Annotated in this window: 8 protein-coding genes and 2 pseudogenes; 3 read left to right on the top strand and 7 right to left on the bottom strand. The window is 67.4% G+C overall.

Translation table 11 applies throughout. The features are described 5' to 3' along the window. Positions 1-17: 17 nt before the first annotated feature. Positions 18-503 (top strand): Crp/Fnr family transcriptional regulator, encoded by a 486-nt coding sequence (locus tag XH93_RS37735; protein WP_194471337.1) that lies wholly within the window; start codon positions 18-20, stop codon positions 501-503. Here the strand turns inward: XH93_RS37735 and XH93_RS37730 are convergent. The 6 genes and pseudogenes from XH93_RS37730 to XH93_RS37705 all read right to left on the bottom strand — a co-directional run. Next, positions 442-816: pseudogene (locus XH93_RS37730) on the bottom strand (phosphohydrolase); the annotation flags it as partial. The gene XH93_RS37735 and the pseudogene XH93_RS37730 overlap by 62 nt on opposite strands. Before the next feature lie 11 nt (positions 817-827). Continuing rightward, positions 828-1,779, bottom strand: a protein-coding gene (locus XH93_RS37725; RefSeq protein ID WP_139480399.1) for an IS630 family transposase whose coding sequence is annotated in 2 segments (ribosomal slippage) — positions 828-1,434 and positions 1,433-1,779 — 954 coding nt in all. Because the reading frame shifts where the segments join, the coding sequence is not laid out codon by codon here. A 92-nt stretch (positions 1,780-1,871) separates the two neighbouring features. After that, a pseudogene (locus XH93_RS37720) lies at positions 1,872-2,327 on the bottom strand (metallophosphoesterase); the annotation flags it as partial. A gap of 384 nt (positions 2,328-2,711) precedes the next feature. Continuing rightward, a complete protein-coding gene (locus tag XH93_RS37715; RefSeq protein WP_194471336.1) occupies positions 2,712-4,079 on the bottom strand; it encodes an MFS transporter in 1,368 nt (455 codons plus the stop codon). Between the two features lie 74 nt (positions 4,080-4,153). Then, the gene (locus XH93_RS37710; protein ID WP_194471335.1) at positions 4,154-5,683 is read right to left on the bottom strand and encodes an aldehyde dehydrogenase; all 1,530 of its coding nucleotides are present in this window, start codon (positions 5,681-5,683) and stop codon (positions 4,154-4,156) included. Then, positions 5,680-6,330 carry a GntR family transcriptional regulator gene (locus XH93_RS37705; protein ID WP_194471334.1) on the bottom strand — a complete coding sequence of 217 codons (651 nt, stop codon included), beginning with the start codon at positions 6,328-6,330 and terminating at the stop codon, positions 5,680-5,682. Before XH93_RS37705 ends, XH93_RS37710 begins: the two co-directional genes overlap by 4 nt. Positions 6,331-6,507: 177 nt before the next feature. Between XH93_RS37705 and XH93_RS37700 the strand changes: the two genes are divergently transcribed. Beyond that, the gene (locus tag XH93_RS37700; RefSeq protein WP_194471333.1) at positions 6,508-7,302 is read left to right on the top strand and encodes an alpha/beta fold hydrolase; all 795 of its coding nucleotides are present in this window, start codon (positions 6,508-6,510) and stop codon (positions 7,300-7,302) included. Positions 7,303-7,594: 292 nt separating this feature from the next. On the opposite strand, the gene XH93_RS37695 is transcribed toward XH93_RS37700, so the two are convergent. Further along, on the bottom strand, positions 7,595-11,323 hold the full coding sequence (locus tag XH93_RS37695; protein WP_194471332.1) for a PAS domain-containing protein: 3,729 nt from the start codon (positions 11,321-11,323) through the stop codon (positions 7,595-7,597). Between the two features lie 344 nt (positions 11,324-11,667). Here XH93_RS37695 and XH93_RS37690 point away from each other — a divergent pair, with 344 nt between their 5' ends. Further along, entirely contained in the window at positions 11,668-12,051 is a 384-nt protein-coding gene (locus tag XH93_RS37690; protein WP_194471331.1) for a phasin family protein, read from the top strand. Positions 12,052-12,090 lie beyond the last annotated feature (39 nt).

Raw genomic sequence — 12,090 nt, 5'->3', positions numbered from 1 at the left:
GACGGAGATGAGGCAGCATGCGTGCGATCCTTGATCATTGCAGCGGCGGGACCCGGCGGAGCCTGCCGGCGGGCACCGAGTTCATCCAGGAGGGCGGCAAGACCGGTCACCTGTTCGTGCTGGTCGACGGCAAGGTGGAGGTCGTGAAGGGCGACAATCTGGTGGCGGTGATCGAGGAGCCCGGCGCAGTGTTCGGCGAGATGTCGGTGCTGCTCGACAAGCCGCACAGCGCACAAGTGCGCGCCGCGTCCGATTGCGTGCTGTACGAGTTCGATGATGCGGCGTCGTTCCTGCGCGAGCAGCCCGCGATGGCGCTGTTGATCGCGCAGCTGCTGGCGCAGCGGCTTCAGGTTGCCACCAGCTATCTCGCCGACCTGATGCACCAATATGCCGATCACGGCACCCATCTGGCGATGGTCGGCGAAGTGCTGCAGAGCATGATCAACTTGCCGCCGATGCAGGTCGCGCCAGGCTCGGATCAGCAATCCGATCCAAGGATCTGAGCCAGTCCGGCGCCTCGCGCAGCGAAGCCGCCGGGCGCTGCAATGGCGCCTTGAGATCGATGCTCTGCGCAACGCCGGCGGACAGCCAGAATGCCTCGCTTCGATCGAGATCGAGCACGATGTAGACCGGCGGGCGGCCCGGCTGCAGCCCGGCATTGAACACCCAGGTGGTGCCGATCCGGTCGAACCACGAGCCGCTCGGGATGAACGGCGATTGATGCACATGACCCGAGATCACCATTTCCGGATGGTGGTGCGCGATCCAGCGCACCAACTCGACATCGCCGAAGAAGCGCTTGCCGCCCCAGCTAGAGCAGATTCTGATCAGACGCGATCATAGCCGGCAGCGGCGAAGAAGTTCAGACACTCTTGGGCGGTGAAGGCGGCCAAGGCGAGGGCGATAGCGTTGACCAAAGCCTCGATAGATCTGGCGGCCGCCTTTCGAAGGGCGGCTTTGAGCTTGGCGAAGGCCATTTCGATCGGATTGAGGTCGGGCGAATAAGGCGGCAGATAGAGGAGCCGAGCGCCCGCTGCATCGATTGCGATGCCGACCTCGGCCCGCTTGTGTGCTGCGAGATTGTCCATCACCACGATGTCGCCGGGCCTGAGTGTCGGCACGAGGACTTGCGTCACGTAAGCCTCGAACGCCGAACCATCCATGGGGCCATCGAGGACCATCGGCGCCGTCATGCCAGTCGCCCTGAGCGCGCCGACGAAGGTCGTCGTCTTCCAATGACCATGCGGGAGCGCTGCAACACAGCGCTGGCCGTACGGCGAACGGCCATAGAGCCGCGCCATCTTGGTCGAGGCTCCGGTCTCGTCGATGAACACCAACCGGTGGATGTCGATCTCAGGCTGGGATGCCTTCCACGCCGCGCGTTCAGCGGCGACGTCCGGCCGATCCTGCTCGCTGGCGTGCGATGTTTTTTTTGAACGTGATGTTGCGGCGATCGAAGAACCGCCAGACCACGCTCGGCGCGAAACGCTCGCCGTGGACTTTGAAGAGATGATCGGCGATCTCGGCCAGCGTCATGTCAGGCGTAGCCTCGACCAGGGAGAGGATCTCTGCAGCATGCCCCTCGATCCGAGCCGAACGCCGGTCGCCACCCTGCGCTCCCGCCTCACAGGCGCCGGTGCTTCGCCACTCGCTGACCAGTTCGATCGCTGTCGACGGCGCCACGCCGAACCGGCCGGCGGCGCCCCGACAGCTCATGCCTTCATCTTCCACGGCCCGAACAATGCGAAGGCGAAGATCCGGCGAGAGGGGTTTAGCCATGGGGGCTGGCCTCCATCACCAGCCCTCAGGGTGAATCACGATTTGCCCCGGAAGGGAATCCCTTTCGATTCCGCCAGATCGGAAAATGCTCTAGTCGGTGAATCCGCCGGCGGCGCGTGATGGACCCAGACCCAGCGGCGGTGCGGCAGCGCGGCCGCCTCGCGCAGCTGATCGTCGATCCGCGCCTTGACCAGCGGGCCGTCCCACCATGGGCACACCGTGAACAGCGTATCGCCGATGGTCAAATTGTCGCCGTCGCAGGCGACGCCGAATTCCCGGATGCCGGCGACCCAGCGCGCGATCTTCTCGCCCTCGGCGCTGCGTTCGTCGAGGTCATGATTGCCGGAGCAGAAGATCACGCGCGTGAGCGAGGCAAGCCGTGCGAGGTACTTGGTGACGACGACGATCTGGGCGCGAAAATCCACCGCCGAGCCGAGGTTGAGCGCATCGCCCGCGAAGATCACCAGATCGAATTGCGGCGCAGCCGCCAGCAGCCAGTCGAACTGCGGCAACGAATAATGCAAATCGGCAACGACGAGACAGCGCATCCGCCAAAATCCGATGCCCGGAAAACGGGCGGCCCCTACAACAATGCATGCAAATAATTCGGATTGCAGCAAGATCCATGCCGGTTGCGGCGCGGATCGGGCGCGACAGAGTCTCGCAGGGGGCCACGTTCAACCTCTCGCGCGCTGCTCACGTGAGGTGAGCACGCTCCTCAGGCTCCCTCTCCCCTTGCGGGAGAGGGTTGGGGAGAGGGTGGCCCCGGGCGAGATGATTGACGCGAGCGTCGGTCTCGCAATCTCGACCGCGTGTCGTTGAAAATGCTGAACGGAGGGAGTCCCCGAGTGTTCCCCTCTCCCTAACCCTCCCCCGCAAGGGGGGAGGGAACCCTTCCGTCGGTGGCGGCCTTACGCCGAGAGCGTACCCGCTCACGACGCTTCCTGGGGAAGCGCGGGTGCCGGCTCCTCGCCCTTCAGTTCTTCGAGGCTGCGGTGGCGCGGCTCGATGCCGAGGGCCCAGACCGTGATGATCTGCAGCACGAGTAGTCCGATCATCAGCGCCATCACGCCGGCGACGCCGCGCGCCTCGAACAGCATCACGACGAGGAACGGCGTGACGATGGTGGCGCCGCGGCCGAGCGTGTTGACGATGCCGGAAGCGCGCAGCCGCACCTCGGTCGGGAACAGCTCGGGGATGTAGATTCCGAACAGCAGCGCGACCAGCACGTAGATCGGCACGGTCAGCGCGAAGCCGACCGCCGGCAGCAGCACGGGATCCGAGATCATCGGATAGATCGCGCCGAGGATCACCGAGACCAGCGACGCGCCGATGATGGTGGGCTTGCGGCCCCAGCGGTCGGCGGTCAGGGCGCCGATCGCCGAGCCGATCGGCGCGCCGAGCGCCATCAACAGCGAGTAGCCGAACGACGTCGCGATCGAGAGGCCCTGCTTGATGAAGAACACCGGCAGCCAGGTGACGAAGCCGTAGAGCAGGGTGTTGATCGTGATCAGGCAGATCGCGCCGACGATCATGCGCGACAGCAGCGGCGCGGTGAACAGCGTGGCGAGCTCGCCCTGCACCGGTGCCGTCGTTGCCGCCGCGGGGGGCGGCAAAGGCTGGCCCTGGGCGGCTTCCTTCTCGATCGCCTGCATCAAGGCCTCGGCCTCGGCGGTGCGGCCCACCGCCTCGAGCCAGCGCGGCGATTCCGGCAGCGACTTGCGCAAGTACCAGACCACCATGGCGCCGACGCCGCCGAGCACGAACATGGCGCGCCAGCCGAAATGCGGCACGACGACGGACGCCACCAGCAGCGCCACCGGAAGCCCGGTCACCACGCAGACCGCGGTGAAGCCGAGCCACTTGCCGCGGCTGCGCGCCGGCACGAATTCGGTCATCGTGGAATAGCCGACGACGTTCTCGGCGCCGAGCCCGACGCCCATCACGAAGCGGCAGGCAATCAGAAACGCCATGTTGGGCGCGAAAGCCGCCGCGAGCGAGGCGATGCCGAACAGCAGCAGATTGAACTGGTAGGTGAAGCGACGGCCATAGCGGTCGCCGAGAAAGCCGGTGCCGAACGAGCCCAGCATCATGCCGACGAAGGTCGCCGAGATGAACGCCGCGTTCTCGGCGAGGGTGGAGAATCCGGTCTTCAGCGTCACGCCGAGCACGGTGCCGGCGATATAGATGTCGAAGCCGTCGAAGAACATGCCGATGCCGATCAGCAGCATGATGCGGCGATGAAACGGCCCGACCGGCAGCCGGTCGAGCCGGCCCCCCGCATTGACTGATGTCGACATCTACGCTCTCCCTTGACTGTTTCCTCGGTGATGCGGCCCGCCGTCTGTGGGCGGTGCCGCCGGCAATGCTTTGGTCAGTTCAACCGGCGCTGGCTCGCCGTGTCGCGGTACCAATCGAACGGCTGCTCGTGGGTCGCGACCATCACGCTCTTGGTGTTGAAGTGGTCGTCAAAACTCTCGGTGCCGCACTCGCGTCCGATGCCGGAATCGTCGACGCCGCCCCAGGGCGAGGCCGGATCGAGCCGGTGGTGGTCGTTGATCCAGACGATGCCGGCCTTGACCGCGGCGGCAACGCGGTGTGCGCGCGCGACGTCGCGGGTGCGGATGGCGGCTGCGAGACCGAACGGCGAGTCGTTGGCAAGCCGCAGCGCGTCGGCCTCGTCCTTGAACGGGGTGACCGAGGTGAACGGACCGAACACCTCCTCCTGGAAGATGCGCATGTCGGAGCGGACGTCGGCGAACACGGTGGGCTCGACAAAATAGCCGTTCTCGTGGCCCGCAATCTTGGCGGCGACGCCGCCGGTGACGAGCCGCGCGCCGTCCTCGTGGCCGAAAGCCGCATAGCTGAGCACGCGGTCGCGCTGGCGGGCGGAGATCACCGGCCCAAGCTGGGTGTTCGGATCGAAGGGATCGCCGATCCGGATCGCGCGGGTCTTGGCGTTCAGCTTCTCGACGAATTCGTCATAGATCGAGGCCTGCACGATATGGCGCGAGGCGCAGACGCAGGTCTGGCCGGCGCCGATGAAGGCGCCGAACGCGGCGTAGTTGACGGCGCGGTCGACGTCGAAATCGTCGAACACCATCACCGGCGTCTTGCCGCCGAGCTCCATGGTCTGATGCGCGAACACCTTTGCGGCGGCGCTGCCGGCGATGCGGCCGGCCTCGGTGCCGCCGGTCAGCACCAACTTGTCGATGTCGCCATGCTCGGCCAGCATCTTGCCCGCGCTCTGGCCGAGCCCGAGCACGATGTTGAAGACGCCGGGCGGCAGCCCGGCCTCGGTGAAGACCTGGGCGAGCTTCAGCGTCGTCAGCGGCGTGTATTCCGACGGCTTGACCACGGTGACGCAGCCGGTGGCGAGCACCACCGCCAGCGACTTGCACAAGATCATCAGCGGATGGTTGAAGGGCGTGCAGTTGGCGACGATCCCGATCGGCGTGCGCAGCGTGTAGTTCAGATAGGCGCCTTCCACGGGAATCACGGAGTCGCGGCGCGACAGGGCAACGCCGGCGAAGTAGCGGAAGAAATCCGGCAGGCGGGACAATTGCGCGCGGGTCTCGTTGACGGGGCGGCCGTTGTTGAGGGTTTCCAGGCGGTACAGCGCGTCGAGATTGGCTTCGAACGCGTCGGCAAGCCTGTTGACGAGCCTTGCACGGGCGCGCGTATCCATGCCGCCCCACGCCTTGCCTTCGAATGCTGCTCGCGCGCTCTTCATCGCGCGGTCGATGTCCGCGGCGGTGGAATTCGGGATTTTTGCGATAACGTCGCCGGTCGCGGGGTTGCGGACATCGAGCATCTCGTCGCCTCCGGCCTCGACCTCGCGTCCGTCAATGAAATTGCCGTGGATCTCGACGTCGATCGACGCCGGCTTCGACGGGATGTTCATGCTGACCTCTCTTCGATGATCACTGCGTTGCGCTTGAGCGCCGGCAGCACGCGTTTTTCGGTATCGGCGATGTGGGCCTTGATGATGCGGGCCGCGGTGCGCGCCTCGCGCTGCTGCATGGCATCGATCAGGGCCGCGTGTTCGGCCACCAGCTTCGCCGGGTCGTGGCCCTTCAGATTGGAGATGCTGACGCGCACCAGCCGGTCGGCCTGGCCGATCAGGTCGCACAGCGCGCTGGCCATGCGGCGGTTGCCTGATGCATGCGCCAGCGCGGTGTGGAAGCCGCGATTGTAGGCGATGAAGTCCTCATGGTTGCCGGCGAAGCGGCGGAATTCATCGAGCGATTTCAGGACGCTGTCCGGCGCGCTCTCGATCGCCTCGGCGACGCAGGCTGGCTCCAGCGCAAGGCGGAAACGTAAGAGGTCGCGCGCGTCGGCCAGCGAGATCGGATTGACCCGGTAGCCCTGGCGGGGCTGCACCGTCACGAGGTGCTCGCGCTCGAGCCGCAGCAAGGCGTCGCGGACCGGCTGGCGGCTGACGGCGTAGCGCTCCGCCAGATCCTGCTCGCGTATTTCATCGCCCGGAGCGAGCTCGCATGATAAAATATCAGCCCGCAGGTTTTCGTAGATATTTTCGCGCAGCAGCATGGAACGACCTAGCCTCCTGGCTCTAATTTGGCAATCGTGAAATATCACGTCAAGTCCTCAATCCTTGAATTTCATGTCATTTCGGGTATCAATCACCTTGGAAACGGCGCCCTGCTGTCCCGCCGCAAGGCCGTGTCGCAGCGTTGGGACGCCGTGAATTCTTGAAAGAGGCCGGCAATGGACAGGCTTTTTGCCAATGGCACCGTCAGCGCAGCAGTTTCGGGGGAGGGACCGCCGCTGCTGCTGTTTCACTCGCTGCTGTCGGACCGCGCGAGCTTCGATGCGATCGTGCCCGATCTCGCCGCGTCGTTTCGGACCATTGTGCCGGAACTGCCGGGGTTCGGCCGCTCGCATGCGGTCGACGGCGGCCTTGCGGCGGTTGCCGACCGCATGGCGGATGCCGTGCACGATGCGGCCAGCGGTGTGCCGGCCATCGTGCTCGGCAACGGCTATGGCGGCTTCGTCGCGCTGCAGATGGCGATCCGTCATCCGGCGGTCGTCAGCAAATTGATTCTCGCCGACGCCGGCGCCGCGTTTTCCGAACCGGGGCGCGAGGCGTTCCGGACCATGGCGAAGGTATCGCGCGAGAAGGGGCTGGCGGCGATCACCGACGTCGCGATGCGGCGGCTCTTCGCGGTGGAATTTCAGGCGCAGCATCCCGCGCTGATGCAGGACCGGCGCGACGCGTTCCTGCGCACCGACCCCGACGTGTTCCGCGCTGCATGCGACGCGCTGGCGAGCCTCGACCTCCGCGCCGACCTCGCCGGCATGACCGTGCCGACGCGCGTCGTGGTCGGCGAATTCGACGAGGCGACGCCGCCGCCGATGTCCTACGAACTGGCCGCCGCCTTGCCGCGCGCCAGCCTCAGGATCATCCCGGGATGCGCCCACGTCCCGCAACTGCAGTCGCCAAAACTGTTCCTCGATACGATCGGCGACTTCCTGTCGCTCAAGCAGACTGCTTCGGCCTGAGCCGGGCGTTCGCGCCCGCACCCTCATGCCTCGCCGAAGTGAGGTGAGCACGCTCGTCAGGCTCCCTCTCCCCTTGCGGGAGAGGGTTGGGGAGAGGGGTAGCCCCGGACGAGATGATTGACGTGACCGTCGGTCCCGCAATCTCGATCGCGTGTCGATGAAGCGAGCTGAGTGGAGAGAGTCCCCGTGGGGTACCCCTCTCCCTAACCTCCCCCGCAAGGGGGGAGGGGAACACCCTTCCGCCGGTGCGTTCCTCACGCGGCCGTAGAGAGAGACGATTCGCTTATCGCCCTCACGCCCTTGCCGCGGCGTGGGAAAACACCACCTCGATCAGCGTGCCGGAGCGGCCGGCGGTGCGGATCTGGAATTTGGCGCGGTTGGCTTCGACCAGCGCTTTGGTCAGCGACAGGCTGACGCCGCTGGAGCCGGCCTGGTCCGACGGCGCAGGGGCCCGGAACGGCTCCAGCGCGGCGGCGACCTCGTTGTCGTTCATGCTCTGGCCGGTGTCGCGCACCCGCAGCATCACCTCGCCGAAATCCGACAGCGCGGTCGAGACGATCACCTGGCCGCCGGCATTGGCGAGATGGATCGAGTTGCCGATCAGGTTCAGCGTGATCTGGCGCAGCGCGCGGGCGTCGGCGACAACAGGCGGCAGCGTATGCGCGAGCGAGGTGCGGATGATGATGCGCTCGCGGTTGGCCTGCGGCTGCATCACCGCGACGCAGCTCTCCACCATCTCGTTGAGGTTCTGGCTGGCGAAGGCGAGGTCGAGCTTGCCGGTCTCGATCTGCGCGAGGTCGAGCAGGTCGTTGACGATCGCGATCACGCGCTCGCCGGAGGCGCGGATGTCCTTCATGTATTCGACGTAGCGCTCGTTGCCGAGCGCGCCGAAGCGCTCGCCGATCATCACCTCGGCAAAGCCGATGATGGCGTTGAGCGGCGTGCGCAGCTCGTGACTGATCCGCGCCAGCATGTCGGATCTCGCATTGGCGGCGCGCTCGGCGAGCCGCCGCGCCTCGCGCAGCTCGCCCTCGCTCTTCTTGGCCTGCGACAGATCGCGGAACACGGCGAAGAAGTTCGGGCCGTCGGCGCGGGTGCGGCCCATCGTCACCGACAGCGGGATGATGCCGCCCTGGCGGACGCGGCCGAGTGTCTCGCGGCCGTGGTCGAGCAGGCTGGCGACGCCGGTGGATTTGACGCCGGCGAGATAGTCGAAGATGCCGGAGCGGCTTTCCGGCACGAACAGATCGGCGAGATTGTGCTTGATCAGCTCCTCGCCGTCATAGCCGAACAGCGCTTCCGCGCTGCGGTTGCAGGAATGAATGTGGCCCTCGGCATCGAACATGATGATGCCCTCGGCCGCGGTGTCGAGGATCGCGCCCAGCTCTTCGGCATCGGCGTGGCCGGCCTGCGGCGGCGCGGGCGTCAACACCGGCTCTGCGACGGCAGCGGGCTCGGGATCGGACAGCGCGGCGGCGACGGCGGCATCCTCGTCATGGGTGCGCGAGAAGATCAGCGCCAGCGCGGAATCGTCGTCCCAGCTGATGGTGTGCAGCCGCGCCTCGGCGGAGACCGAGCGTGCGTTGTCATCGCCGTTTTGATTGGCCGAGATCGTGACCGGCGTGCCGGTGCCCGACGTGCTGCTGGCCGTCGAGACACCGGGCTCGACATAGAGCGCATCGAGCCCGCCGGCGGCTTCCAGCGCGTGCAGGCTGTCATGGCCCATGCGGGCGAGGAAGGCCTGGTTGGCGTAGAGCAGGCGGTCAAGCCGGTAGATCAGAATGCCGACCGGCAGCAGATCGAGCAGCGCGCGGTCGCGGCGCGAGCTGCCGCGCGGCGCCGGCTCGGCCTGCGTCAACCACGCGGTCTGCTGGCGCTCGTCCTGCGGACGCTCCTCCTGCTGGCGCTCTTCATTACGCTGCCTGGGCTCTTCCTGCCGCGGCGCGCTTGCGAGCGGCTCGACGACCGTCTCCGTGGCGGCGCTCTCGGTGGCAGCCGTGCGGCTCGCTTCGTTCTCGAGCCGCGCCGACAATTGACGGGCGAGTTCGTTGAAGGCGTGGTTCTCGACCGGCGTCAGCGACGGCGGCCTTGCGTCGCCGGTGTGCGGGAACGGCACCACATTCTGCGGCGTGTCGTAACGCACCTCGTGCGTGTCTTGCGGCGTTTCCACGGCGTGATCCGGATCGGCTGGGTGTGAAGTCTCTAGTGCTGTCGGCTCGTTCAATTCCTCGGGTGGTGAAGCTGCATTGATCTCGGGCGGCGGCGCCGCTGGCGGCGTTGGCGCGGCGGCCACCGGCTCCGACAGCGGCTGCGGCGCGGAGCCGCTGAAGAACTCATAGCGGCGCAAGGCGGCGAGTCGCGCAAGGCCGTCGAGGTCGCGGCACACACCAAAGCCGCGATAGCCGGCGAAATTCCTGTTGCGGTCGAACACCGGCAGGCCGGACAGCTCGACCGGCAGCCGGCCGCCGCCGTCGACCGGCCAGTGCAGCGTGATGCCGCTCCAGGTGTCGTGGCCCGCGAACGCCTTCATGACGCGGCCCTCGGGATCGAGCCCGAAGGCCGCGGCGATGTCGCTCCAGAGCCGGCCGAAGCCCGCCGCAGTATGCATGCCGATCAGGCGGGTGAATTCGTCCGAGCCGAGCGAAAAGCGGCCCTCATGGTCCATCTGCCACATGAAGCGCAGCGGATGCCGCCGCGTCGGCAGCGGTTCGTCGAGCCATGACGGCGCCGCCACCGGCGCGGGCGCCGCAGCCGCCGGCGCGGCATCCTGCGCGGGCAGGTCCGCAATCGCGTAGGGCGAGAGGACCGGCTCGGGCGGAGTTGCCGCAGGCACGGGAGCGGGCGTGCTGCCCTGAGGCGTGAGATCGGGCGCGGCCGCTTGGGGCGCTACTTCGGTTTCCGCAGCGGCTGTCACCTCGTCCTTGTCCACCGCCACCTCCGTCAGCGCTTCTGTCAGCGGTTCGTCAGCCTCGTCCGGCGTCGCCTCCATCAGCGCTTCGATCAACAGCTCATCGGCCGGAGGAGCGTCGCCCGATGTGGCGTCAGGCGCGGGCACAGGTTCGGCCTGCGGAGTTTCCTCGGGCGGCGGCGGTTCTGCCGGCGCGGCGTCGGCAGTCTCCGGTGCGCCGACGACCGGCTCGGCCGTGGCAGGCTCTTCCGGCGACGGGTCGAGCGCGTCGAACAGCGTGAAGGTTTCCGGCGTTTCGCCGGCCGTCGCGGGGGCTTCGTGAGGCGTCGGTTCTGCGACCGGCTCCGGCGGCGGCTCAGCCGCGACTGCGTCTTGCGGCGGGATCGGGGCCGGCGCTTCCGGAGCCGTCTCTGGCGCAACGACATCAGGCACGACCGGCGGCGCGGGCTGTGCCGCGCGAACCAGCCTCGGCTTGATCAGCGCGACCAGCGCGAGGTCGGCGCCGCGGCCGATCCGGTGCAGCACGACGCGGCCGATTGCGACGCTCTCCGATGCACGGCCCTGCTTCAGCGCATCAGTGCGCGCGGTATCCAATCCGGCCTCGGTGAGATCATGCAGGCCGGGCAGCGGCCGCGCGCCGTCATTGGCGGCGATCAGCAGGCCGTCGCCGGAGAAAGCCGCGGCGGGGCGCGGCAGTCCCTGCACCAGCCGTTGCAGCCGCTCAGTCAGCGGCATGCTGCGGCCGGACCCGTTGATCGCGGTCATCAGCACGCCATGGCTGCCATCGGGCAAGTCGATCCGTGCGCAGCCGCAGGTCGCCAGCATCCCGGGCGCGGCGCCGAAGCCGGGCAGCCGTTCCAGCCGCACCGCGCCGCCCGCGGCCAGCGTCCGGCCGAGCCTTGCGACCTGGCGGCGGTGCGGATCGGCCGGACCGAAGGCGCGCTTGGCGAGCTCGGTGGCGTTTGCGGCACCAAACACCTGCGCGCCGACCGGATTGGCCCAGAGGATCCGGGCGCCGTCGGCCGACCACAGCCAGGCCGGCAGGCCGCTGGCCGCGTGGTCGGCTAGCCTCGCATCGCCGAGGGCCTGGATCTGGAATTCCGCGTCATTCATCGCGCAAGATTGGGTCGCATGGGTTGAGCTTTCCTCCTCGATCGCCGGAGCGGCCGGCGGCCCAGAAAGCCTTCAAGGGGGACAGCCTTAACAGATGGTTAGTATCGCAAGCCGACAGCGGCAGGTCCACGGCACGGCCCGGCCGGGGCGCGGCAAAGGCGGGATAACGTTAACTCGGCTGAACGATCCACCGCGCTCTTGCGTTGAAGGGAAGCCGTTGCAGCAGGCGCAGGACGCGGAACCGGAGCGGCGCCGCGTCACACCTGCGATGCGGCACCCCGGTATATCTGCCGCGGCCTGCCAGGGCCATCCGGCAGGTCGATCATTCAGCCAAGGAGACGCCAATGACCAGTAACGGGCGTGACCATTTCGAGATTCCGAAGGACGTGCGATCGATGGCCGAAACCAGCTTCGACCAGGCGCGCAAGGCGTTCGAGCAGTTCGTCTCGAACGCGGAAGCCGCGGCTGACCGGGTCGAGGAGCGCAACGCCACGATGCGCGCCGGCGCCAGGGACATTTCCGCCAAGGCGCTCGCCTATGCCGAGCAGAACGTGCAGGCATCGCTGGACTATGCCCAGTCGCTGCTCAAGGCCAAGGATTTCACCGAGATCATGAAGCTGCACGGCGAATATGTGCAGGGCCAGATGCGTGCGCTGGCCGAGCAGGCCAGCGAGATGGGCCAGACCGTCGGCCGCGCGGCGATGGAGGCGGTGAAGCCGAACAACTGACCGCCGGCCGAGCTGGCCGGCATCCCTTCGCCGGGCGCA

It is taken from the genome of Bradyrhizobium sp. CCBAU 51753 (assembly GCF_015291565.1).
Taxonomy (GTDB): domain Bacteria; phylum Pseudomonadota; class Alphaproteobacteria; order Rhizobiales; family Xanthobacteraceae; genus Bradyrhizobium; species Bradyrhizobium ivorense.
The sequence above is the reverse complement of the archived record's forward strand: the minus strand, read 5'-3'. Positions and strand labels throughout refer to the sequence as shown.

Coding starts and splice junctions, on each gene's coding strand:
- XH93_RS37735 (WP_194471337.1), top strand. CDS start 18: ATGCGTGCGATCCTTGATCATTGCAGCGGCGGGACCCGGCGGAGCCTG.
- XH93_RS37715 (WP_194471336.1), bottom strand. CDS start 4,079: ATGTCGACATCAGTCAATGCGGGGGGCCGGCTCGACCGGCTGCCGGTC.
- XH93_RS37710 (WP_194471335.1), bottom strand. CDS start 5,683: ATGAACATCCCGTCGAAGCCGGCGTCGATCGACGTCGAGATCCACGGC.
- XH93_RS37705 (WP_194471334.1), bottom strand. CDS start 6,330: ATGCTGCTGCGCGAAAATATCTACGAAAACCTGCGGGCTGATATTTTA.
- XH93_RS37700 (WP_194471333.1), top strand. CDS start 6,508: ATGGACAGGCTTTTTGCCAATGGCACCGTCAGCGCAGCAGTTTCGGGG.
- XH93_RS37695 (WP_194471332.1), bottom strand. CDS start 11,323: ATGAATGACGCGGAATTCCAGATCCAGGCCCTCGGCGATGCGAGGCTA.
- XH93_RS37690 (WP_194471331.1), top strand. CDS start 11,668: ATGACCAGTAACGGGCGTGACCATTTCGAGATTCCGAAGGACGTGCGA.